The organism is Bradyrhizobium sp. USDA 4532, assembly GCF_024171315.1.
Taxonomy (GTDB): Bacteria; Pseudomonadota; Alphaproteobacteria; order Rhizobiales; family Xanthobacteraceae; genus Bradyrhizobium; species Bradyrhizobium australafricanum.
This window is the reverse complement of record NZ_JALJZN010000001.1, coordinates 7,598,643-7,623,037: the sequence shown is the minus strand read 5'-3', so window position 1 is coordinate 7,623,037 and position 24,395 is coordinate 7,598,643. Positions and strand designations below refer to the sequence as shown.

At 66.5% G+C, this 24,395-nt stretch carries 17 protein-coding genes and 2 pseudogenes; 15 read left to right on the top strand and 4 right to left on the bottom strand.

Going from position 1 to position 24,395, the window contains the following annotated elements:
• Positions 1–126: 126 nt before the first annotated feature.
• Both J2R76_RS35155 and J2R76_RS35150 read right to left on the bottom strand, forming a co-directional pair.
• Entirely contained in the window at positions 127–750 is a 624-nt protein-coding gene (locus J2R76_RS35155; RefSeq protein WP_168855389.1) for a hypothetical protein, read from the bottom strand.
• A 62-nt stretch (positions 751–812) separates the two neighbouring features.
• Positions 813–1,265 (bottom strand): annotated as a pseudogene (locus J2R76_RS35150) (LysR substrate-binding domain-containing protein); the annotation flags it as partial.
• Between J2R76_RS35150 and J2R76_RS35145 the strand changes: the two are divergent.
• Positions 1,257–1,938 (top strand): annotated as a pseudogene (locus J2R76_RS35145) (SDR family oxidoreductase); the annotation flags it as partial. The pseudogenes J2R76_RS35150 and J2R76_RS35145 sit on opposite strands and share 9 nt — an antisense overlap.
• A 19-nt stretch (positions 1,939–1,957) precedes the next feature.
• Here J2R76_RS35145 and J2R76_RS35140 read toward each other — a convergent pair.
• Positions 1,958–6,307 (bottom strand): translocation/assembly module TamB domain-containing protein, encoded by a 4,350-nt coding sequence (locus J2R76_RS35140; protein WP_253625527.1) that lies wholly within the window; start codon positions 6,305–6,307, stop codon positions 1,958–1,960.
• Complete coding sequence (locus tag J2R76_RS35135) at positions 6,307–8,331, bottom strand: autotransporter assembly complex family protein (RefSeq protein WP_229191098.1); 2,025 nt, start codon at positions 8,329–8,331, stop codon at positions 6,307–6,309. The genes J2R76_RS35140 and J2R76_RS35135 overlap by 1 nt, the downstream gene beginning before the upstream one ends.
• 772 nt (positions 8,332–9,103) lie before the next feature.
• On the opposite strand from J2R76_RS35135, the gene J2R76_RS35130 reads away from it, so the two are divergent.
• The 14 genes from J2R76_RS35130 (at position 9,104) to J2R76_RS35065 (ending at position 24,395) form a co-directional block, all read left to right on the top strand.
• Positions 9,104–9,280 (top strand): hypothetical protein, encoded by a 177-nt coding sequence (locus J2R76_RS35130; protein WP_229191099.1) that lies wholly within the window; start codon positions 9,104–9,106, stop codon positions 9,278–9,280.
• Between the two features lie 138 nt (positions 9,281–9,418).
• Complete coding sequence (locus J2R76_RS35125; protein WP_028333311.1) at positions 9,419–10,669, top strand: ABC transporter substrate-binding protein; 1,251 nt, start codon at positions 9,419–9,421, stop codon at positions 10,667–10,669.
• 136 nt (positions 10,670–10,805) lie between these two features.
• Positions 10,806–11,624 (top strand): helix-turn-helix transcriptional regulator, encoded by an 819-nt coding sequence (locus J2R76_RS35120; protein WP_016847806.1) that lies wholly within the window; start codon positions 10,806–10,808, stop codon positions 11,622–11,624.
• A 120-nt stretch (positions 11,625–11,744) separates the two neighbouring features.
• On the top strand, positions 11,745–12,755 hold the full coding sequence (locus J2R76_RS35115) for a branched-chain amino acid ABC transporter permease (RefSeq protein ID WP_168855385.1): 1,011 nt from the start codon (positions 11,745–11,747) through the stop codon (positions 12,753–12,755).
• A gap of 3 nt (positions 12,756–12,758) precedes the next feature.
• The gene (locus tag J2R76_RS35110) at positions 12,759–13,844 is read left to right on the top strand and encodes a branched-chain amino acid ABC transporter permease (protein ID WP_076826017.1); all 1,086 of its coding nucleotides are present in this window, start codon (positions 12,759–12,761) and stop codon (positions 13,842–13,844) included.
• Positions 13,837–14,619 carry an ABC transporter ATP-binding protein gene (locus J2R76_RS35105; RefSeq protein WP_016847809.1) on the top strand — a complete coding sequence of 261 codons (783 nt, stop codon included), beginning with the start codon at positions 13,837–13,839 and terminating at the stop codon, positions 14,617–14,619. The genes J2R76_RS35110 and J2R76_RS35105 overlap by 8 nt, the downstream gene beginning before the upstream one ends.
• Entirely contained in the window at positions 14,612–16,822 is a 2,211-nt protein-coding gene (locus J2R76_RS35100; protein WP_253625526.1) for an ABC transporter permease, read from the top strand. The genes J2R76_RS35105 and J2R76_RS35100 overlap by 8 nt, the downstream gene beginning before the upstream one ends.
• Positions 16,823–16,825: 3 nt before the next feature.
• Positions 16,826–17,704 (top strand): phosphoenolpyruvate hydrolase family protein, encoded by an 879-nt coding sequence (locus tag J2R76_RS35095; protein ID WP_253625525.1) that lies wholly within the window; start codon positions 16,826–16,828, stop codon positions 17,702–17,704.
• A complete protein-coding gene (locus tag J2R76_RS35090; protein ID WP_253625524.1) occupies positions 17,682–20,576 on the top strand; it encodes a flotillin family protein in 2,895 nt (964 codons plus the stop codon). The genes J2R76_RS35095 and J2R76_RS35090 overlap by 23 nt, the downstream gene beginning before the upstream one ends.
• Before the next feature lie 9 nt (positions 20,577–20,585).
• On the top strand, positions 20,586–21,023 hold the full coding sequence (locus tag J2R76_RS35085) for an SRPBCC family protein (protein WP_168855380.1): 438 nt from the start codon (positions 20,586–20,588) through the stop codon (positions 21,021–21,023).
• A 3-nt stretch (positions 21,024–21,026) separates the two neighbouring features.
• Complete coding sequence (locus J2R76_RS35080) at positions 21,027–21,470, top strand: SRPBCC family protein (RefSeq protein WP_253625523.1); 444 nt, start codon at positions 21,027–21,029, stop codon at positions 21,468–21,470.
• A gap of 15 nt (positions 21,471–21,485) precedes the next feature.
• Positions 21,486–22,304 (top strand): xanthine dehydrogenase family protein subunit M, encoded by an 819-nt coding sequence (locus J2R76_RS35075; RefSeq protein ID WP_253625522.1) that lies wholly within the window; start codon positions 21,486–21,488, stop codon positions 22,302–22,304.
• Between the two features lie 6 nt (positions 22,305–22,310).
• Positions 22,311–22,790, top strand: coding sequence for a (2Fe-2S)-binding protein (locus J2R76_RS35070; RefSeq protein WP_229193474.1), 480 nt, complete (start codon positions 22,311–22,313; stop codon positions 22,788–22,790).
• Between the two features lie 12 nt (positions 22,791–22,802).
• On the top strand, positions 22,803–24,395 hold the full coding sequence (locus tag J2R76_RS35065) for a xanthine dehydrogenase family protein molybdopterin-binding subunit (protein ID WP_253625521.1): 1,593 nt from the start codon (positions 22,803–22,805) through the stop codon (positions 24,393–24,395).

The following is a 24,395-nucleotide window of genomic DNA, read 5'->3' as shown; positions in this document are numbered from 1 at the left end:
ATCAGGAGCGCAGCGCTGCCGTCTTGCGCTGACGCGCTAAAGCATGATCCGGAAAAGTGCGAAGCGGTTCCGAAAAGATCATGCTCAAACAAGGAGATAAGGCGCGATGACGATTCTCATCGCGCTTCAGCGCCCGCCGAACAGGACCGGAGACTGGCCGGGCAGCAGCTGCGAATGAATGTCGCTGTCCATCCGCTCCGCCCCTTGCTGGGTGAAGCTCGCGCCGAAGGACAGGCTGAGATTCGAAGTCGGCCGGAACTCGAGTCCCGCGCGCGCAGAATAGCCGGCGTTGACGCCGGGATTGCCGCTGAACGGCGCCAGCGGTCCGCCGGCCCCGGGCGGATTGTATTTCAGCGTGTCGAAGCCGGCGAAGAAGGTCACGGGCGTATTGCCGACGCCCCTGAAATTGTAGCCGAACTGCGCGCCCTGATATTCCAGCGAGCCGAACGCCGCCGATTGGCCGAGCGCGTTCCAGCCGACGCGACCGCCTTCGCTGCCGGCGAACCAGCCGTCGGGCCGGCCGTTCAGATACGAAAAATCGCCGCCTTGCGCGCCGGCGGCGTCAAAGCTCGGAAAGTTTCCGTAGGTATCCGCCTTCTGGCCGTCGGCGAGGCTGCCGCCGAAGCCGAACAGCGAGCCCGGCGTCCAGTAGCGCACCGGGCCGGCCTGGGCACTGGCCTGCTGCTGGCCGCTCAGGCACAGCGCCAACACTGCGATTGCGGGGCCGAGTTTGCTTACCAAAGTGGTCATCAGATTACCGTCACGAGCACAGGGATTATACGTCCCACCGACCGGGAACACCAGCCTGCGCCCTACCCCGCCGCGAGCAGCTTCTGCTTCAGCAAATCCGTCAGCCAGTCGGCGAACACCTGCAGCCGCCGCGATAGATGCTGACGGTGCGGATAGAGCAAGGTCATCGGCATCGGCGCGGCGCGGTGCCGCGGCATCAGCTCGACGAGCTCTCCGGCATCGAGGTGCCGCTTCACGTCGTAGGCGGGAATCTGGATCAGGCCAAGGCCGGCGAGGCAGCAGGCGATATAAGCCTCGGCGCTGTTGACGGTGACGCGGCCACGCATCGCGATCGTGCGCGTTGCGCCCTGCTCGCTCCACTCCCACTCCTCGATGCGGCCGGTGGAGGGCGAGGCGTAGTTGACCGCCCAATGCGCGCCGAGATCGTCGGGCGTTCGCGGCGTGCGAGATATCCGGGGCCTGCGACATTCATCAGCGTCAGATCGCCGAGCGGCTGCGATCAGACCGGAATCGCTGCGATCGCGATCCACTACAACAGCGCGGCCACCAAGGCCGATGCCGACGCGACGGTGGCGGCGCTGCAGGCCGCAGGCAGCAAGGCGGTCGCCTTCCAGGCCAATCTCACAACAGCAGGCGCGATGGAGAAGCTGTTCGCCGACGCGGTCGCCGCGATCGGCCGCCCCGACATCGCGATCAACACCGTCGGCAAGGTGTTGAAGAAACCGATGATCGAGATCTCGGAGGCCGAATATGACGCGATGAGCGCGGTCAACGCCAAGTCCGCGTTCTTCTTCCTCAAGGAGGCCGGCCGCCACGTCAACGACAACGGCAAGATCTGCACGCTGGTGACGTCGCTGCTCGGCGCCTACACGCCGTTCTATGCGGCCTATGCCGGGACCAAGGCGCCGGTCGAGCATTTCACCCGCGCGGCATCGAAAAGAGTTCGGCGCGCGCGGCATCTCGGTCACCGCGATCGGACCCGGACCGATGGACACGCCGTTCTTCTATCCGGCCGAAGGCGCGGACGCGGTCGCCTATCACAAATCGGCGGCGGCGCTGTCGGGCTTCTCCAGGACCGGGCTCACCGACATCAAGGACATCGTGCCGTGGATCCGCCTGCTGGTGTCGGACGGCTGGTGGATGACCGGCCAGACCATCCTGGTCAACGGCGGCTACACCACGAAGTGAGGCGCGATCTCGGTCGCCCTTACCATTCGAATCGCGTGCCGACTCCGACGGATGTCGAGCCCTTCGCATCGACATCCGACTCGACGCGGATATGGCGCGTCACGTCGACATTGGCCGACACTCCTGACTGGCTGGCGCTCGCGCCCGTCCGCACGCCCACGCTCAGCCTGTCGCCGATCGCGCGCGAGGCGCCGACCATCGGACCGCCCGCTCCGGCGCCCACGTCCAGATTGTCGACCCCGAGCGAGCGGCGCATGCGGTCCACCGTTCCCTCGCCACCACTGGCGAACTGAGCCGCGGCCCCTGCGAGCTGCACGGCCTGCGAGGTCGTCAGGCTGACCGAAGCTTTCTGAAAGAGAATGTGCGACAGGATCTCGTCCTGCGGCAACTCGGGCTGTGAATGGAAGGCGAAGACCGGCGCGGCCGCCGGGCCCGAGATTCCGACCTGCGCGGTGATGTCAGAGGCCTGTATCTCTGCCGCGAAATCGAGCTCGGGCGCGAGATCGCCGTTGAAGGAGAGATTGCCCTTGGTGAAGGTCAGCGTCTTTCCGAGCACCACAAGCTTGCCCTGATAGAGCGAGAAAGCCCCCTTCGGAACCGGCGCGTTGCTCGTGCCGCCGACATGAACGGAGCCGCCGAGTTCTGCGGTTACCCCGCGGCCATGGATGAAGACGTGGTTCGGCGCCGAAACTGTCACGTCGAGCGCGGCGTTGAAGATCGCCGGACGCTTCTTGTTGCCTTTCGGCGTCTCGGCCTTGCGCGCAGCTGCGAGCCGTGCAGCGGCCTGCCCCGAGGCGTTCACATGGTTGATGCCGTCGATCGGCTTCAGCGTCGACGGCACGCGATCCGGAATATCGACGTTGACGCGAGTCAAGTCGACGCGACCGACGATCCGCGGATCGCGTGCCAGGGCGCCTGTGACGTCAATGGCGAGATTGGCCTGCGCGGTCGCCAGCGCGCTGGAGGCAAGCGTCGCCTGCTGACCGCGAATCGAGACCGTGCCTGGAAAACCTGCATCCGGGGCGACCCGTACCTCACCGGAGCCGGACAACGTACCGCCGTTGGGCGTCACCGCGGCCAGGCGCTCCACGACGATGCGCTCTCCTTCGGCGGTGATTTTCGCCTCGACGGCATCAAGGCGCGTACCGAGCATGCTGTCACGGAAGGTACCTCCGCTCATGGTGGCGACACCGCCGATCTGGGGCTTGGTACGTGTGCCGCCGACACGGGCATCGAGCGTAACGCTGCCGGACACGGTACGGCCGGAGGCGGAAAGCGCGGCATTGGCGACGGCGGCATCGAGGCGGCCCTTCGCGGTCAGCACGATCGGACCCGTGGCGTCGAGCGGCACCGTGCCCGACGCCGCGATCGCACCGGCTCTTCCCGCGGCAATTGTGGTGTTCAGGCTCGCGCGGCTGCCATCGAGCCGTCCGTCCGCGGCAACGTCGATCGGCGGCAGGCCGGCGCTTCTGGTCTGCGGCGCGGTGAGCTGCTTGACCGCGACCTTGTACTGGCCGGTCGGCGCGCTCATGGAGCCCGCAATGGCCGCTGACGCGTCGAGGGTCCCGCTCAGGCCCAGACCGGGTATCGCGACATCGGCCTCGCCGAGCGGGATCGCGCTGGCCATGGCCTTAAGGTCGAGCACCTGACCGGCTTTGCCGTCCATCGTGAAGCGGCCACGTCCAATCCCGAGCGCCAGATGCTCGATCAACACCGTGCCATCGTCGAGCGTGAAGCCCGCGGGGCCCTGCAGCGCAATCGCTTTGGCGCCACGGCGCGCGGTGAAGCGGTTGAGATCGAACCGCACCCGCTCCCTGGTGGTCAGTGCACCCGCGGCATCGAGATCGAATCCGGCAGCCTTGGCGGACAGGCCGATCGTGCTCGCATCGGCATTGCCCGCGGCCGCCAGCGTGACGTTTGAGACTGTCTGACCGCCGAACTCGGCACCATTGACCTGCGCATCAGCATTGAGCACCGGATGGCTGTAGAGATCGGCGCCATCGGCGCGCAGATCGAAACTGCGGACGGCCGCACCCGCGGCACGGATTCCCGCGCCCTTGCCGGCAAGCCGGATCGACTGTTGGCCGCCATCGGCCGAAGCGGCAAGGTCGAGTGAGGCCGAACCGGCGAGCTCTGTAAGGGCAAGCGGCGAGAGATCGGCGAGCGCCCCGGCTGCGAAGCGAATCTGCCCGCTGGCGAATCTCTGTGCGTCAATCGTCGCTGCTCCCTTCAGAGATACCGACCCGATCGCGATGTCGATGGTCCTTGCCTGCCATCCGGCAAAGGCGGGAGCTGCGCGATCGTCGGGCTCCGACGATCGACGACTCACCTGAACAATCCCGCGCGCTGGCTTGCCGTCGACGGAGCCGTCGAGCTTGGCCTCGACGGCACAGACTCCGTTGATGTCGTTGACCGTCGCGGCGAGCCCGAGATGCGGAATCGGACGCCGCATGGCGGTGGCGCGATCCACCGAAGCCGCGAACGAAACCCCGGGATGCGCGAGCCCGCCGGTCAGGCCGACGTCGAGAGCTCCCGCACCGGTGAGGCGCGCATCGGCCGCCGAGAGATCCGGCAGGTCCACACGCGCCGACAGGTCGCTCGAGTCGCGCGTCACTGTTCCTTTGGCGCGAACCGCAACATGGGCACCATCGATCGACGCGTCGCGGACCGTGTAAGTGTCGCGGCCGTCAGCAGAGATGTCGGCTGCCAGTGCGAGCCGCGCCCCCGCGAGCCCATCGAGCGCCGCAAGTCCCGTCGCAAGCTTCTCGCCGGCACCTGACATTCTGATATCGAAGCTGCCACGCTGTAAATCCGTGTCGAGATCGAGGCCGAACGCCACCGAACCCTTGAGCTTCAACCCGGCAAGGTCGGCAAAGGCGCCGAGGTCGGGCACGGTTCCGGTTGCCCGGCCATTCAGGCGATCGGCGCTGACATCGCCTGTATAGGTGGCCTGAACCGTTGATGTGCCGATCCCGAGACGCTCGATCCTGGCGCGGCCGCCCAGGTCCGTATCGCCATGGAGCACGAGCGACGCGGTGTTGCCGATCGCGGCCGCCAAACTCGCGTCGCGTGGCGCGATGCCGGAAGCGCGCAGGTTCGCGTCAAGGATGATACGCGTTGCGGGATCGCTGGCCTCGGCACGAGGAACGGCCGTGATCGAAGCATCAAGCGTCTCGACGTCTCCGTCCGGCAGATGAGCACCCGACAGCGCGAGCTTGACCGATGCTGTGGGAGCCTTGATTGGGCCGTTGACGCGGCTGTTGAAGACGAGGCTGCGGATCGAGCCTTGGTCAGTCTCGGTCACGTCGCCGTTGCTTGGCAAGGCGCGGATCGAAGCCGCAAAATCCACGACCTTGTCGGCTCGGAGCAGACCTTTCGCGTCGAGCCGTGCGAGACGGCTCGTCAGCGTCAGCCCGTCCAGGGCGACGCTGCCGTCGTCACCAAAATGCGTCGTACTGTCGAGATGGGTTTCGCCCGCGAAGACCGGCGCGGCGATCGCCGGCAACAACGGTTCGAGGTGACTGGCAAGGCGCGTTGCGAGCACTCGGGCCGCGCCGTTTCGGTCAAGCGCAATCGTGCCGGTCGCATCGATCGTGGGGCCGGCCTGCAACTTCAGGGCACCGCGAAAGCTGTCGAGCGTGCCCTTGCCTCCCAGTGCGAATGTGACGGGCGGCTCGCCCGGCAGATGGCCGAGCTTCGACATGAGTCCGTGGGCTGGCTCGTCGAGCGTGACGTCGAGGGTAAGCGCATTTCCCTGCGGAACGTAGGCGAGAGCGGCCTTGAAGTGGCCCGGAAAATCCTTGCGGGTGGCATCGAGGTTGAAGACGAGCCCTTCCGAGGGCGAGCCGAGCTCGGTATTGCCGGTCGCCGCGACACTCAAAGCTTCACCCAGAATCGACTGTCCCAGCGTCAGGGCCCGCAGGTCGAAAGCCTTCACCTGCACCTTCACCGGAAGGTCAGGCAGCATCGGCTGATCGGACTCGGCGGCAGGCTGGTCGGACGGAAGCGGCTTTCGCCTGATCTCAAGCGTGCCGATCTCGAGACGGTCGATTTCCAGCCGCCCCAGCAACAATGCGCTGCGTCGCCAGACGAGGCGCGCCTTGTCGAGCGTCAGCCAGACACCGTCCTTGTCGGTGATGCTAACGTCGCGGACCGTTGCATCCGAGGACAGCACACCATCGACGGCGCCGACATGGACCTGGGTCGCCGGCGTCGAGAGCGTCCGCGAGACGAGACTGGCCAGCACATCCTGCTGGTTCTCGCCGCTCCCGCCCACCATTCCGTAGAGAACGACACCAAGCACCGCGGCAGCGATGAGACCCAAGGCCGCGACGGCGGAACCGATAATGAACAGCCGTCGGATGCGCATCAGAAGGCTTGCCCAATGCTGACATAGATCGCGTAACGGCTGTCGCCGGGGCGAGGGTTCAGCGGTGTCGCAACGTCAAGGCGGATCGGGCCGACCGGCGTGAGATAGCGCAACCCAAGTCCCGCGCCGTAGCCCACATAGTCGTCGAAGCCTGGCAGGGACGATCGGGAGGCGGTGCCAAAGTCGAAGAATGGCACGAGGCCGATGGTGGGAGTGATCTTGACCCGCACCTCGGCGGAGCCCTCGATCAGGCTGCGACCACCGGTGATTTGACCGAACATCATCGGCGAAATGGTGTTGAAGCCGTAACCGCGTACGGATCCGCCGCCGCCAGCGAAGAAGCGATGTGCGTCCGGAATCTGGTCGAGCGGCGCGCCCGCAAGCGAGCCTGCGGCCAACCGACCCGCCAGCACGTAGTCGGCCTGCTCGTCGAGCGCATAATAGGCCGAGCCCGCAACCCGCGCTTCGAACAGATCGATCGTGGAACCCATCAGCTTCGGATAGGCATTGACGGTCGCCGAGAGGCGCACACCGCGCGTGGGGTCGAGCGGATTGTCTGTCGTGTCGTAGCGGCCGGTCGCCGTGAAGCCGATCAATGTCGCATCGACCCGCCCCAGCACGTCCTGCGATTTCGATTGCTCGACCTGGAGACCGGCCTGCAGCGAAGCCGCCTCCGAAAAGCGATGGATCACGCCGAATGTGCCGCGCACCGTGTCGTCAGTGTAACCGCCGAGGTCGTTGTTGCCGACACGCTCGCGGAACGCAGTGGCCTCGATCAGTAGATCGTTGGCCGTACCGAACAAGCCCGGCTTGATGAAGGTGCCGGTAAAGCGTGCGCCGAAATCCGAGCCGCTCAGACTATTGAAGCCGGTGAAGGACGTGCCGTCGATCCGTTGCAAAAGCGAGGCGGACGCTTCGAGCCTCAGGCGCTCGCCGCCGCCGAATATGTTCCGATCCTCGTAGTAGCCAGCAATGCCGGGACCATCGACGGTGGAATATTTCGCCGAGAGGCCCACCGCGTGCCTTGGCCTTTCCGTCAAATCGATGAAGACCGGCAGATTGCCATTCTCATCGAGCTGGTCCGCCTCGCGGACGCGAATTCCCCCGATGGCCGGGATCTTTGCGATCGAGGTTTTCGCCAAGGCGAGCCGCTCTGGCGAATAAGGCTCGCCTTCCCTCAGGTAGACGTGCGTGGCCACTACTCTCGGATCGACGTCTCCGCCCGAGATCGTCACGGCGCCGATGCCGGCCTTGGGGCCCGCTTCGACCCGCAGCCGAAGGTCCATCGCGGCGGTGCCATGATCGACGGTGGCCTTGACGTCGGCGACCTTCGCGAGCGGATGTCCGTTGCTGCGGAACCAGTCGACGAGCTTCACCTGCGCGGCGCGCAGGTCGGCAGAGATCGCGGGATCGCCGGACTTCAGCGCAAACGCGCGGCGCGGCAATCCCTGCGGCGCTTGGTCGCGCGGATAGTCTACATCAACGGCACGCAGCTTGAACAACGGACCAAGTCGCGCGATGACCTTGACGGGCACAACGGTCCGATTGCGAAAGCTGTCGGCCCGGCGCGCGGCCGCGGCAAGCCCGATCTCGTCGAGGGAGATTGGAACTCCATCTATCGTCACATCGATCTGGGCGTTGTAGCGGCCAAGCCCCCAAAGGGCATCGAGCAGCGGATTGATATCCGCCTGCAGCCGGCGCGCGAGACCTTCCCCGTCCGGCGGCGGTTCCTGTCGAAGGCGATAGGTGCCGGCGGCATCGCGCAATGCCTGTTCGGCGTCGCTATCGTTCTTGCCCTCCGGCGTCTTGGCTTCGATCTCCAGCCGATAGGACAGCGTCGTGGCGCTGACCGGCGGCGGATCGTCGGAACCGAACAGGCCAAAGAAGTCGAGCGCGTGAGCCTGCTCGCACAGCGAGCAACCGACGACAGCGACGCACGCCGAACGCAGAACGCGCCGCGCTGCAGCGATGAAATACCTCCGCCTTGCCCGCCCCGGCAAAGGCGGCAGGCATCGTCGCACCACGATTTGCTTGATTGTTCCGCTCCGCCTGCCTGTTGACGCGACCCGAGTCTGTGCACCTCGGGTTCCGGCGATCCCCTGTCTCCGCATTCAACAGGCACCACACGCGAAGTTGATAGACTCATGATGGACAATGTTGGGCAAACGTAGGGGAACTTCGACGTTCGTCGCAGTTATCGACTCTCCGATGCGCGCCACCATCGGTTCCGGCAACCGCATCTTGCGGACAATCCGCTACATGCGTCATCACGATTCCATGGCGCTGATGCCGGAACCGTCGCCAGTTAAAAGCAGAGTGCAAGCTCGGCCGATCCAATCCGCAAATGCAGAGGGACAGGTTCAGGTCGGGCCGGCAGTCTGCTGCCGTGGCCGATCAACGCAGAGCCCGTCATCGGGCAACGCGTTGCGTGGGCGCATTAACCAATCCGGACCCTGCCACTGCTTTGCCCGACGGCGCACGCCCCCGCGGCCGTGGTCTTACCTCCCGCGTTTTTTATTACGCGGGACCCATGGGTGCGATCGGCACCCGGCTTTCCCTGCGCCCTCTGTTTCCGGAGTGGCGAAACGAGATGCAAAGCTCGGACAGATCATGTCGCGAGAGCGCGGAAGTATGACTCACCGGCAGCGCAATACATTCGGTGTCGTCCCGGCGAAGGCCGGGACCCATAACCACCGAGCGTGATTGTTGAACGATGTGGAACGACGAGTCCCGTTCACGACACCCGCCGCGGCGTATGGGTCCCGGCGAAAGCCGGGACGACGTGCGGAGAGAGCCATGGACGGCATTCTCTCCGGTGTCATGCCCGCACATGCGGGCATCCAGTGCGCCGTGACCTCGCGGCTCAAGCAGGACCGTTCTGGAATACTGGTCACCAGCTTGCCCGCTGATGACACCGAACAAGCTCCGCGGCATTGCACCGCGAGCCGCGCTGCGGCGCAACAATCAAAATGAGACTGCCCGTTAAGCCAATTGGCGCCGACGACATCCGCGCCGCGCCCGCCTTCGGCTAGCTTTGCCGGCAACAACCGGACGCCCATCAGCCTTCGCACGCCAAGTGGACGCCGGCGACAACGCAGAGGGAGGAGCGCGATGTTGAAAGGCAGTTTGGGACTGATTGCGTTGAGCAGCCTGTTGCTTTCGGGCACGGCGTTCGCTCAGGAGAAGATCAAGGTCGGCGTCACCGCGACGCTCGAGGGCACCTACACGGTGCTCGGCGAGGACGGCATGCGCGGCTTCCAGACGGCGCTCAACGTGCTCGGCAAGAAGATCGGCGACAAGGAGCTCGAATTCGTCGTCGCCTCGACCGACGCGACGCCCGACTCCGCGGTGCGCGCGGTGCGCAAGCTGATCGAGCAGGACAAGGTGCAAATCCTGCTGTCGCCGCTGTCCGGCGACGAAGGCATCGCGGTCAAGAACTTCGCCAAGACCCATCCGGAGCTGACCTTCGTCAACGCCGCCTCCGGCGCGCAGGAAACGACCTATGTCGATCCGGCGCCGAACTTCTTCCGCTACAACATGGACGGCGCGCAGTGGCAGGTCGGCCTCGGCAAATACGCCTATGAGACCAAGGGCTATCGCAAGATCGCGACCGTCGGCGAGGACTACTCCTTCATCTACACCCAGGTATTTGGCCTGGTGCTCGAGTTCTGCGGCGCCGGCGGCCAGGTCACCAACCGACAATGGGTGCCGCTCGGCACCAAGGACTTTGCCTCCGTGATCGCCGCGCTGCCTGACGACGTCGACGCGATCTATCTCGGCCTCGGCGGCGCCGATGCCGTCAACTTCCTCAACCAGTATCAGCAGGCCGGCGGCAAGGCGCATCTGATGGGCGGCTCGATCATGATCGACCAGACCATCCTGTCGTCGAAGGGCAACGCCAAGAACGCTCTGATCGGCACCATCGCCGCCAGCGGCCAGGCCGATACCTGGGAGGATCCGGGCTGGCAGAAATTCGTCAAGGCTTATCAGGATGCCTTCCCGCCGGCCAAACGCTTCCCGAGCCCTTCGCTGCTCGCGACCAACTATTACGGCTCGACGATGGCGTTGATCCTGGCGCTGCGCCAGGTCAATGGCGATCTCTCCAACAACCAGGCCAAGCTCAAGGACGCGCTGGCGAAGATCGAGATCGACGCGCCGAACGGCAAGATCAAGCTCGACTCCAACCGCCAGGCGATCGGCACCAATTTCGTCACCGAGGTGGTCGATGACGGCAAGGGCGCGCTGTTCAGCAAGGTCGTCAAGGTGATCCCGAACGTCAACCAGACGCTGGGCTACGATCCGGCGGTGTTCGCCAAGATCGGCCTGCCGAGCCGCACGGTCCCGGAGTGCAAGAAGTACTGACGTATTTGTTGCAGTGCAGGCTGAACGGCCGCGGCATGGTGCGCGGTTGCATCAAGAGCCCTGCTCGCCCTTGCTTTCCGCGGGCGGATGATGAACCCTTGTCGAAAAGACAAGAACATCCCGCGGGAGGGGAGGCATGAGCAGGGCGCTTGCCGTCTTCCACGGCCGGTTCGGTCGCGCGACGGTCTATCAGTTGAACCGTCCCTTCAACGTGCATGCGCACCGCGAGGGGCATCTGATCTTTCATGTCGGCGGAACGCCGGCGCAGATCGACGTCTCGGAGCAGCGGCTGCTGCTCAAGGACGACACCGTCGTCGCGGTCAACCCGTGGGAACCGCACAACTTTCTGCCGACCGACATGGACCACGGCGCGATCTTCTTCGTGCTTTATGTCAACGCCGAATGGTTCGCGCCGCAGCCCGCGACGGCACAGGGCCTGCGGTTCGGCCGCACCTTCTTTCCGCGCACCGAAGCGCTCGACCGGCTGATCCGCCGCACCGCAGCACTAGTGTGCGGCGCGCCGTCGCTGCGCAGCCTCGATTGCGAACTCCGGCAGCTGATCGACTCCTGCTACGAGGAGAGCTGGCAGGCCGCGCAGGATGCGCGCGCGGCGGCCGCGGTGACCGATTTCAGGGTGCGCAAATCGATCAAGCTGATGTCGGAAAGCCCCGGCGCCGAGATCGAGCTCGATGCGATCGCGCGCGAGGCCGGGCTGTCGCGGCCGCATTTCTACCGGCTGTTCCGCACCCAGACCGGCGTCACCCCTCACCTCTACATGAACACGCTGATCATGGAGCAGGCGCTCGATGCGCTGGTGGCGACCGAGACGCCGATCGCCGATATCGGCTTCGACCTCGGCTTCTCCTCGCAGAGCGGCTTCACCCGCTTCTTCGCCGCCAATGTCGGCATGGCCCCGACCGACTATCGCCGCGCCGCCAAGGTGTTGCGGCCGTGAAGGAGTTCCGGAGCGCACGATAAAAGATACTGTCGATCAAATCCTGAGCCTACGCCCTCGGTAGGATACTGGACACGCGGCCCGGCAGACGGTCGCGACCAGTGAGGGAACGCGACGGAGATGGCCAGGTTCATCGAACGCCATCCGGCCTGGGCGCTGATCGTGATCATCGCGGTCGCGGTGCTCGCGTGGCTGGTGTTCGCGATCTGGCCGCCGGGGCTGGAGGCCGCGATCGGCCGCAAGCGCGTGTTCCTCAACGCGGTGCTGAACGGCATCACGCTCGGCGGGCTCTACTTCCTGGTGGCCAGCGGCTTCACGCTGATCTTCGGCCTGATGCGCAATGTCAACCTCGCGCACGGCTCGCTCTATCTGTTCGGCGGCTATGTCGGCTACGCGATCAGCAGCTGGACCGGGTCGTGGCTCCTCAGCTTCATCATCGCCTTCATCGCGGTGGCGCTGGTCGGCGTGATCCTGCAGCTCGTCGTGTTCCGACGCATGGAGGGTCAGGACCTCAGGCAGACCATGGTGACGATCGGGCTGTCGATCGTGTTCGCCGATCTGATGCTCTGGGTGTTCGGCGGCGACTTCTACCAGATCCAGACCCCGAGCTGGCTGATCGGCCCGATCCAGCTGCCGCTGCTGACCGCGATCAAATCAACGGGCGAACCGGTCTATCTGCAATACCCGCTGGTGCGGCTGGTGATCTTCGCTGCGTCCGTCGTGATCGGAATCGCGATGTGGCTGGCGCTCAACCGTACGCGGATCGGCATGATCGTGCGCGCCGGCGTCGACGACCGCGACATCCTGGCCGCCACCGGCGTGCGGATCCAGCTGGTGTTCGTGCTGGTGTTCGCGCTCGGCGCGGGCCTTGCCGGCATCGCCGGCGTGGTCGGCGGCACCTTCCAGTCGCTGTCGCCGGGCGAGGATACGCGGTTCCTGCTCGCCTCGCTCGTCGTCGTGATCGTCGGCGGCATGGGCTCGATCCCGGGAGCGGCACTCGGCGCCGTCATCATCGGCCTCGCCGAGCAACTCGGCTCGGTCTACATCCCGACCTACGCCATCGTCGTCACCTTCCTGATCATGGTGCTGGTGCTGGCGCTGCGGCCGCAGGGCCTGCTCGCGAGGCGATGACAGATGTCGCTGCTGCAGAGTACCCAGTTCCGCCCCGACCCGTCCGCCAACGCGACCCGCCGCGCCTTCATCCGTGCCTGGCCGGAATTCCAGAACCCGGCGGCCTGGCTGGTCGCGCTGATCCTCGTGATCATGCCGCTGATCGCCAACGGCTTCTTTCTGATCGAGATCTTCGCCACCACGCTGATCCTCGGCATCATCGCGCTCAGCCTGATGTTCCTCGCCGGCTATGGCGGCATGGTCAGCCTGATGCAGCTCACCATCGCGGGCTTCGCCGGCTACATGGTCGCGGTCTTCGGCATCAGCGGCAACGCCAATATCAGCCTCGGCTGGCCGTGGTGGCTGGCAACCCCGATGGCGCTGGCGCTGGCGACGCTGTTCGGCACGCTCGGCGGCGCGCTCGCGGTGCGCACCGAGGGCATCTACACCATCATGATCACGCTCGCGATCGGCGCGGCGTTCTACTACTTCACCAACCAGAATTGGGCGATCTTCAACGGCCACACCGGCATCAACACCGTCGCGACGCCGCATTTCTGGGGCGTCGACTGGCGCGCCGATATCGCCTTCTACTATGTCACGCTCGGCGTCGCCGCGATCTGCTACTTCGCCGTCCAGTATGTCTCGCGCGCGCCGTTCGGCCTCGCGCTGCAGGGCGTCCGCGACAATTCCCGCCGCATGGCGGCGCTCGGCTTCAACCCCAATGCGCACCGCATCGCGGCCTACGCCTTCGCCGCCTTCATCGCCGCGCTCGGCGGCGTGCTGCAGGTCTGGAACTACCGGCAGATCTCGCCCGGCTCGGTCAGCGTCGGAGCCTGCATCGACGTCCTGATCATCGCCGTGGTCGGCGGCATCACGCGGCCGATCGGACCCTTCATCGGCGCGCTGATCTTCGTGCTGCTGCGGACCTTCGCGCTCGACGTGCTGATCAAGTTCGGGCTCGACGGCAACCGCTTCCGGCTGCTGATCGGGCTCGGCTTCCTCGCCATCGTGTTCTGGTCGTCGGATGGCGTGATCGGCCTGTGGGAACGCTGGCGGCAGCGCAATGCATCCTCGACGCAACGTTCAGGCGGAGGCCGCCATGGATAGCGTCGCGCAGCGGCTGTCCGTGGTCGGCGCCGGCGCGGCGCTGGAACTGCGCGGCGTGACAAGGCTGTTCGGCGCGCTGGCGGCGCTGACCGACGTCACCATCACTGTGCGGCCGGGCGAAAGGCGCGCGGTGCTCGGCTCGAACGGCGCCGGCAAGACCACGCTGTTCAACTGCATCACCGGTGACTTCCCGCCCTCCTCCGGCACGATCCGCTTCTTCGGCGAGGACATCACCCAGTTCCCGCCCTATGAGCGGATCCGCCGGGGCTTACGCCGTACCTACCAGATCTCGGCGCTGTTCCCCGGCCTAACGGTGCAGGACAACGTCTACCTCGCCTGCCGTGGCGTCTCGCGTGGCCGGTTCTCGTTCCTGCGCCCGGGGCAGAACGATGCGCTGATGCACGCGACCGAAACGCTGGTCCAGGCGGTTCACCTCAGCGGCGTGAAGGACCAGCGCGTCGCCGAGCTCGCACATGGCCAGCAGCGGCAGCTCGAGATCGCGCTGGCGCTGGCCGGCGCGCCGCGCTTCATCCTGTTCGACGAGCCGGCGGCGGGGCTGTCGCCGACCGAGCGGCGCGAGCTGATCGAGATCCTGACTTCGTTGCCGGCGCATATTGGCTACATCATCATCGAGCACGACATGGACGTCGCACTGCGCGTCGTCGAGAGCGTGACGATGATGCACAACGGCCGCATCTTCAAGGAAGGCCTGCCGCGCGAGATCGAATCCGATCCCGAGGTGCAGGAGCTTTATCTCGGAGGCGGCCATGAATGACCGCCGCGCAATGCCCGCGCTCGAGGTGAAGGGCCTCGACGTCTATTACGGCCATTCGCATGCGCTGCAGGGCGTCGATCTCACGCTCGAGTCCGGCGTGTTCTCGGTAGTCGGCCGCAACGGCATGGGCAAGACCACGCTGTGCAAGGCGATCATGGGCCTCGTGCGTGCCAGCGGCGGTTCGATCCGGATTCGCGGCGAAGAGGTCACGCGGCTCAATCCGGCACGGATCGCCCGGCTCGGCGTCGGTTATGTGCCGCAGGGCCGCCGCCTGTGGCGGTCGCTGACCGTCGACGAGCACCTTGCGCTTGCCGGCGGCCTGCGGCGCGGCGCCTGGACCATCGAGCGAATCTACGACACCTTCCCGCGCCTCGCCGAGCGCAAGACCAACGGCGGCAACCAGCTGTCCGGCGGCGAGCAGCAGATGCTCGCGATCGCGCGTGCGCTGCTGACCAATCCGCATCTCTTGATCATGGACGAGCCGACCGAAGGCCTTGCGCCCGTGATCGTCGCCCAGGTCGAGGACATGCTGCTGCGGCTCGGCGATGAGGGCGACATCTCCGTGCTGGTCATCGAGCAGAACATCGGTGTGGCGACGGCGGTGTCGCGCAACGTCGCCATCATGGTCAATGGCCGGATCAACCGGATCATCGATTCCGCCCACCTTGCAACCGACCGCGAGCTGCAGCAGCGGTTGCTCGGCGTCGGCACCCATGGCGCCGACGAGACCGACGCCGAGCCAGCACCGGCGAAGGCCGAAGCGGCCGGTGCCCCGCAGCCGGAACGCAAGGGGCCGACCCGCATCTACGTCTCCAATCCCGTGCTGCCGACCCGCTGGTCGCAGCCGGTGCCTTTCGCCCGCATCGAGGCCGCCGCACGGACGCAGTCCACCGGGGTCACTCGGCTCGAGGAGGCAACCCGGCAGCGACGCGAACCGACGACCTCCCGAACGTCCGGGCCACCGGTCGTCCTCATCGTCGGCACGCTCGACACCAAGGGTGCCGAGCTGCGCTTCATCCGCGATATCATCGCCGGCAGCGGCCTGCGCACGCGACTGGTCGACGTCTCGACCAGCGGCAAAGCGGCGAGCTGCGATGTCACCGCGCAGGAGATCGCACTGAACCACGGCCGCGGCGGCTCCGGCGTGTTCGGCGCCGATCGCGGCGCCTCGGTGACGGCGATGGCGGAGGCGTTCGAGCGATGGCTGCGTCGCCAGGGCAATATCGCCGGGATCATCTCCGCCGGCGGCTCCGGCGGCGCGTCGCTGGTCGCGCCCGGCATGCGCGCGCTGCCGGTCGGCGTGCCGAAGCTGATCATCTCCTCGGTCGCGTCCGGCGACGTCGGTCCCTATGTCGGTCCCGCCGACATCACCATGATGTATTCGGTGACCGACGTGCAGGGTCTCAACTCGATTTCGCGCACGGTGCTCGGCAACGGCGCTCATGCGCTGGTCGGCATGGTTAAGGCGCGGCTCGATGAGCAGGCCGGCAAGCAACGCAGCGCAGGCGCGAACCTTCCGGCGATCGGCATCACCATGTTCGGCGTCACCACCCCGGCCGTGCAGAAGATCGCGGCCGACCTGCGCGAGGATTTCGAGTGCCTCGTCTTCCACGCCACCGGCGTCGGCGGCCGCTCGATGGAGAAGCTGGTCGAGTCCGGCCAACTCGCCGGCGTGATCGACCTCACCACGACCGAGGTCTGCGACCTCCTGATGGGCGGCGTGTTCCCGGCGACCGAGGATCGCTTCGGCGCCATCATCCGCAGCCGCGTGCCCTATGTCGGCTCGGTCGGCGCGCTGGACATGGTGAACTTCGGCGCACCCGACACGATCCCGGAGCGCTATCGGCAGCGCAAATTCCACATCCACAATCCGCAGGTCACCTTGATGCGGACCACGCCGGAAGAGAACGAGCGCATGGGCCGCTGGATCGGCGAACGGCTCAACCAGATGGACGGGCCGGTGCGCTTCTTCCTGGCCGAGGGCGGCGTCTCCGCGCTCGATGCACCCGGCCAGCCGTTCTGGGACCCGGAGGCCGATGCAGCGTTGTTCCGCGCGCTGGAGCGCACCGTGCGCCAGACCGGCAACCGGCAGATCATCCACATCAAGCGCAACATCAACGATCCCGAGTTCAGCGCCGCCATCGTCAGCGCGTTCCGCCCCTTGCTCGGACGCGCCGGTGGTCGGCGGAGAGTGGCGAGGTGACCCATGGCCAGGTTTGAACGCGCAGCGCTGTTGAAGAAGTTTCACGCCATGATCGCACGCGGCGAGCCGATCGTCGGCGGCGGTGCCGGCACCGGACTGTCGGCGAAATGCGAGGAGGCCGGCGGCGTCGACCTGATCGTGATCTACAATTCCGGCCGCTACCGCATGGCCGGCCGCGGCTCGCTCGCCGGACTGATGCCCTATGGCGATGCCAACGCCATCGTCGTCGAGATGGCCGGCGAGGTGCTGCCGGTCGTGACCAGGACGCCGGTGCTCGCCGGCGTCAATGGCACCGATCCGTTCCGCGATATGGATTTCTTTCTCGACCAGCTCAAGGCGATCGGCTTTGCCGGCGTGCAGAACTTCCCGACCGTCGGCCTGATCGACGGCACCTTCCGCGCCAATCTCGAAGAGACCGGAATGTCCTACGCGCTCGAGATCGACATGATCGCGAAGGCGCATGAGAAGAACATGCTGACCACGCCCTATGTCTTCAGCGAGCAGGAGGCCGCCGCGATGGCGATCGCCGGCGCCGACATCATCGTCTGCCACATGGGCCTGACCACCGGCGGCACGATCGGCGCGCAGACCGCGCCGAAGCTCGCCGACTGCCCTGCCCGCATCGAGGCCTGGGCCGAGGCCGCGCTCAGCGTCAATTCGAACATCATCGTGCTCGCGCATGGCGGTCCGATCGCGGACCCCGCCGATGCCGATTTCATCATGAAGCAGACCCGCAACTGCCACGGCTTCTACGGCGCCTCCTCGATGGAACGCCTGCCGATCGAGCGGGCGCTGACGGATCAGGTTCGCAAATTCAAGGCGATCGGCGCGCTAGCCGCCGTGACCAAGGGAGGAAGAGATGTCGGGGATGCTGGTCGGTGAATTGATCCTCTGGCTCATCGTCGCAATCGTCGCGATCGTCATCATCGTCTATGTCGTGAACTGGCTGTATCACCGCTCGTCGAAGGAGGTCTCCTTCGTCCGCACCGGTTTCCTCGGCGAGCGCGTGGTGATCAATGGCGGCGCCTTCGTGCTGCCCTTCATCCACGACTACACGCCGGTCAACATGAACGTGCTGCCGATGGGGATCGTGCGCTCCAGGCAGGACGCGGTGATCACCCGCGACCGCATGCGCGTCGACATCGAGGCCGATTTCTACGTCCGGGTTCAGCCGACCCGCGAAGCGGTCTCGATCGCTGCCGCCACGCTCGGCCGCCGCACCATGGAGCCCGAGCAGCTCCACACCCTGCTCTCCGGCAAATTCATCTCCGCGATCCGCTCAGTCGCCTCCGAGATGACGATGGAGCAGATGCACGAGCAGCGCGGCGACTATGTGGCGCGCGTCAAGGCCAATGCCGCCGAAGCACTGGCGCAGAATGGCCTCGAACTGGAGTCGGTCGCGATCACCGATCTCGATCAGACCGACCTCGAATATTTCAATCCCTCGAACCGCTTCGACGCCGAAGGCTTGACCCGCCTGATGGAGGACATCGAGGCCAAGCGCAAGCTGCGCAACGACATCGAGCAGGACTCGATGATCAAGATCCGCTCCCGCAATCTCGAGGCCGAGCGGCAGGCGCTGGAGATCGAGCGCGAAAGCGAGACCGCCCGTCTCGAGCAGGAACGCGACATCGAGATGCGCCGTGCCCTGCAGCGCACTGAGGTCGCCCGCGAGCGCGCGCTGCGCGAGACAGAGTCGGAGCAGGCCCAGATTGCGGCGCGCGAAGCCATCGAGAAAGCGCGCATCGCCAACGAGCAGGCGATCACCGAAGCACGCATCGCCTCGGAGCGCGAGACCCGGCACAAGGAGATCGAGCGGACGCGGGCGGTCGAAGAGAAGGAGCTGCTGGCGCGCGAGGAGATCGAGAAGGTCCGGATCGCCAACCAGCGCTCGGTCGACACCACCCGCATCGCCTCCGAGCGCGAGGTGCGCCAGCGCGAGATTGAGCGGATGCGCACGGTCGAGGAAGCCGAGATCGCCGCTCGCGAGGCGATCGAGAAGGCCCGGATCCAGCAGGACCGCGTCGTCACCGATGCCCGCATCGCCAATGAGGAGGAGACCCGGCGCCGCGAGATCGAGCGCACCCGCGCGGTCGACGAGGCCGAGATCGCCGCGCGCGAGGCCACCGAGAAGGCGCGCATCGCCCAGACCATGACGGTCAATGTCGAGCGCATCTCCTCGGACGAGCGCACCCGCGCGCTGGAAATCCAGCAGGTCCGCACCATCCAGGAAGCCGAGATCGAGGCGCAGAAGGCGGTCGAGGCCGCCCGCATCGCGCGCGAGAGGATGCTGGCCGCCGAGCGCATCGCCGCCGACCACACCACACGCAAGCTCGAGATCGAGCGCAACCAGGCGGTCGAGATCGCCGGGATCAGTGCCCGCGAAGCCACCGAAGCGTCGCGGATCGCCCAGGAAGAGCACGTCCGGGCGCTTGAGATCGCGCGCACCCGTGCGATCGAGGAAGCCGATATCGCCTCCCGCGAGGCGATCGAGGCGGCGCGGATCTCGCAGGAAAAGTCGGTCGCGGCGCAGCGCATCCGCGCCGAGCGCGAAACCCGCGGGCTCGAGATCGCGCGCACCGAGGCGATCGAGGCCGCCGAGCTGAAGCGCCGTGACGCCATCGAACGGCAGCGCATCGATGTCGAGCTGACGCTGGAGAGTGAGCGAATCGCCTCCTCCAGGACCCGCGAAGTGCTCAACATCGACCAGAAGAAGGCGATCGAGCTCGCCGACGAGGAGCGCGTGATCGCGCTGGCCGCCAAGCGCTCCGAGCGGATCGATGCCGACCGGCAGGTCCGGCAGGCCGAAATTGTGGCGCGCAAGGACATCGACACCACCGACGTCTCCCGCGAGCAGGCGTTGGAGGCGGCCCGGATCGAGCGGCGCCGCGCGATCGAACAGCTCGAGGTCGCTCGCAACCAGTCGCTGCAGGAGGCCGAGATCGTCGCCCGCGAGGAGGTCGAACGCGCCCGCATCGCCTCCGACCGTGGCCTCGACGAGGCCCGCATCGGCCGCGAGCGCGAGCTGCGCAAGCTCGAGGTCAACCGCGAGAAGGATGTCGAGACCGCGCTGATGGAAAAGGCCATCGCGCTGCATCAGAAATCACTGGAAGAATCCGCGGCGCGCGCCGCGGCCGAGGACGCCCGGATCCACGCCACCGAAGCGGCCGAACGCGTCGTCACCGCGCGCGAAAGCGAGATCGCAAAGCGGCGCAAGACCGTCGAGGTGCTGCTCGCCGAAAAGCAGGCCGAGGAAACCAGGATCGCAGCCGGGGCCGAACGGGTCCGTGCCACGGTCGAGGCCGAGGCGCAGCGTCTGCTTAACGAGGCCGAGAACGTGCTGACCGATCAGGCGCGCTACTCGCTGTTCCGCCGCAAGCTGCTCGACCGCATCGAGGGCATCGTCCGCGAGAGCGTCAAGCCGATGGAGAAGATCGAGGGCATCCGCATCCTCCAGGTCGACGGCCTCAACGGCAATGGCCATGGCAACGGCACCGGCCGCAGCGCCACCGACGAGGTGATCGACTCGGCGCTGCGCTACCGCGTGCAGGCGCCGCTGATCGACTCGATCCTCTCGGATATCGGCGTCGAGGGCGGCAGCCTCGCCAAGATGCCCGGCCTGATCCGCGAAGCCCGCGACATGCAAGGCATCAAGGACTCCGCGCGCAAGAGCGGCGGCGAGGCCAAGCCGGCGGCGCCCGAGGGCGGCGGCGAGCCGGCGCGACCTGAGCGCACGCCGCGCAAGAAGGACTGAGCTCACGCCATGGCACGGGTTTACGTTTCCACCGTCGTCAACGCCCGCAACGACCGGGTCTGGGCCCGCGTCCGCGATTTCAACGGGCTGCCGAACTGGCATCCCGCGATCGCCGAAAGCCGGATCGAGGGCGGCGAGCCCTCCGACAAGATCGGCTGCGTCAGGGATTTCCGGCTGCGCAACGGCGATCGCATCCGCGAGAAGCTGCTCGGGCTGTCCGACTACGACATGTTCTGCACCTATTCGATCCTGGAATCGCCGATGGGCGTCGAGAACTACGTCGCGACGCTGCGGCTCACGCCAGTCACCGACGGCGACCAGACCTTCCTGGAATGGACCGCCGAATTCGACTGCGCGCCGGAGCGCGAGACGGAGCTCGTCAACAATATCGCCGGCGGCGTGTTCCAGGGCGGCTTCGACGCGTTGAAGCGGGCGTTCGGAGGATAGACCGTGCCGCATATCGTCAAAAGCACGATCCTGGATGCGCCGACCGATGCGGTGTGGGCCGTGCTGCGCGATTTCAACGGTCATGACCGCTGGCATCCGGCGGTCGCGAGCAGCGGCATCGAGCGCGCCCAGCCGTCCGACAAGATCGGCTGCGTCAGGCGCTTCAAGCTGATGGACGGCGCCGAGCTGCGCGAGCAACTGCTGGCGCTGTCCGATCTTGAGCAATCGTTCAGCTACTGCCTGCTCGATACGCCGATCCCGATGTTCAACTACGTGGCGCATGTCCGTCTGCTGCCGGTCACCGATGGTGACCGCACCTTCTGGCACTGGGAGTCGCGCTTCACGACGCGAACCGAGGACAGCGAGCGCATCACGCGGATGGTTTCGGAAGACATCTACCAGGCCGGCTTTGACGCCATCCGCCGGCATCTGAAGGAGGCCGCGTAAGCGGAGAGCACCATCATGCCAGTCACGGTGAAGACCTTCACAAGCACCCATGACGCCGCGGCGGCGCTGTCCTCGGATGGCAGCGCCCGCTATCTCGGCGGCGGCACGCTGGTGATGCGGGCGCTGAACGAGGGCGACATCTCGATCTCGACCATCGTGCGCGCCAGCGACTATGCTATGACACGGATCGATGCCACCGGCTCGCGCATCGCGCTCGGCGCCGGCGTCACCTTCGCGCGCATCCTGGCCGAACGCGACCTCACCTTCCTGCACGCCCCGGCGCGCTCGATCGGCGGGCCGGCGGTGCGCAACATGGGCACCGTCGGGGGCAATCTGTTCGCGCCGGTGCCGTATGGCGACTTCACGGTCGCGATGCTCGCGCTTGATGCCACGGTGTCCGTCCAGGGCGGCCTCGGCGGGCGCGAGATTCCGATCGAGGAGTTCCTGCAATCGCGCGACCGGCAGGCCGGATCGCTGGTGCTGGCGATCTCCTTTGCCAGGCCCGGCAGCATTGAGGCCTTCCGCTACCGCAAGATCGCGCGCATCAAGCCCAACGGCGGCGCGGTGATCACGCTCGCGGCGCACCTGCCCGTTAACGGCAGCCGCATCGTCGGCGCCCGCGTCGCGCTTGGCTCGATGGCGCCGACGCCGATCCGCGCCCGTGCCGTCGAGCGCGCGCTCGAAGGCCGCGCGCTCGACGCCTCCACCATCAGCGCAGCTGCTGCGGCAGCCGTTGAGGGAACGTCACCCGGCGACAATGCGCTCGCCAGCGCCTGGTATCGCCGCGAGATCGTCGGCGTGCATCTCCGCCGTCTGTTGTCCGGTCAGGAATAATTCGTGATGGCCAAGACTGCCCTTCAATTCCAGCATAACGGCCGTGACGTCGCGATCTTCGTCGACGGCGGCACCAACCTTCTGGTCGCGCTCCGCGAACTGATCGGCGACATGACGCCGAAGTTCGGCTGCGGCCAGGGCGGCTGCGGCACCTGCAGCGTGCTGATCGACGGCGAGCTGCATCTCTCCTGCCTGACGCTTGCCGAAACGGTCGCCGGCCGCTCGGTCGAGACGCTCGACGGAATCAAGGACGGCCCCAATCTGCACCCGCTGCAGCACGCCTTCGCCGACAATTTCGCCGCGCAGTGCGGCTACTGCACGCCGGGCATGCTGATGGCCGCGAAGGCGCTGCTCGACCGCAATCCGCAGCCGAGCCGCGCCGAGGTGGTCGAGGCGATCTCCGGCAATATCTGCCGCTGCACCGGCTACGAGCCGATCATCAACGCCGTGCTATCAGCCGCGTCCGGCGGCCGGGCGCGTGCGTAAGGGAACAGTGCCATGCTGGAACTGCGCAAGGAAATCTTCGCCGACGAGCGCGACGAAAATCTGAAGGAGATCGGCAAAGGCACGCAGCGCCAGGACATGCTCGGCCATGTCACCGGCACCTCGCCCTATTTCGATGACCACAAGCTGCAGGGCATGCTGCATCTGAAGGTGGTGCGCAGCGCGCATCCCCATGCAAGACTCCGCCGCATCGACACCTCGGAGGCCGAGCGGTCGCAGGGGGTCCGGCGCGTGATCCGCGCCTCCGACGTGCCGCGCAACCTGAACACGCTGCTCAGCCTGATCAATTTCGGCAAGGACGACGAGCCCTCGCTCGCGGTCGACAAGGTGCGCTACAAGGGCGAGCCCATCGTCGCGATCGTTGCCGACAGCCCGCGCGAGGCCTATGGGGCCATAGCAAAGGTCAAGATCGACTATGAGCCGCTGCCGGCGGTGTTCGATGTCGAGGAGGCGCTGAAGCCGGGTGCGCCCGTGGTCAACGAGGTCTATCCGAAGAACACCTTCACCTATCACGAGACCTACGACCGCCAGCAGCTGCGCTTCGGCGATGCCGACCGCGCACTCGCGACGGCCGACCATGTGCTGGAACAGCGCTACCAGATGTCGCCGATCGAGCACGCGCCGACCGAAACCAACGGCTCGATCGCAGCTCCCGACACCAACGGCCGCTACATCGTCTACACCTCGACGCAGGCGCTGTTCTTCTCGGTGGACACCTGCGCGAAGATCCTCGACGTGCCTTCCAACACCTTCCATTTCATCGGCGGCACCGTGGGCGGCGGGTTCGGCGGCAAGGTCGATACGCTGACCGAGCCGCTCTGCATCCTCGGCGCGATGCTGACCGGTCGCCCGGTGCGCTATGTGTTCGGGCGCGAGGAGGAGATGCAGTACGGGCCGCCGCGCGGCGCCGAGCGGATCTACATCAAGGATGGCGTGATGCGCGACGGCCGCATCGTCGCCCGCAAGGTGCGCGCCTACTTCGACAGCGGCGCCTATACGCGGCTGTCGAGCTATGCAGCGGTGAAATGCGCCGCCCATCTGCCCGGCCCCTACACGATCCCGAACGTTCATGGCGACGTCTACTGCGTCTTCACCAATCGCACGCCGGCGACCGCAATGCGCGGCTTCGGCGTCACCGCGATGGATTTCGCCATCGAATGCCAGATGGACAAGCTCGCCCATCTCGTCGGCATGGACCCGATGGAGTTCCGGATCCTCAATGCGTATCGCGACGGCGACATGAAGGCGCACCGCCGCGAGGCCAAGAACACCGCGCTGATCGAATGCGTGCAGGTCGCAGCGGAGAAGGCCAAGTGGCCGCTCCGCGAAGACTTCAAGCGGATGTCGTCGCGCAAGGATGGTGGCGGCGCGCGAGCCGCCGTGACGCCGACCCCGCGCGAGCCGCATGCACCGCCGGCCTCACCATCCCAGCAGCGCACGACGTATGACCGCGCGCCGGCCGCGACCCGCGAGCCGCCGCCACCGCCGCCCTCTTCGCCGCCACCGTCGTCTCCGCCGCCGCGGCCGGGCGCGCCGTCGCACGGCGCCACCCGCTTCTCTTCCGTCTTCGGCACCAGGAGGCGCTGA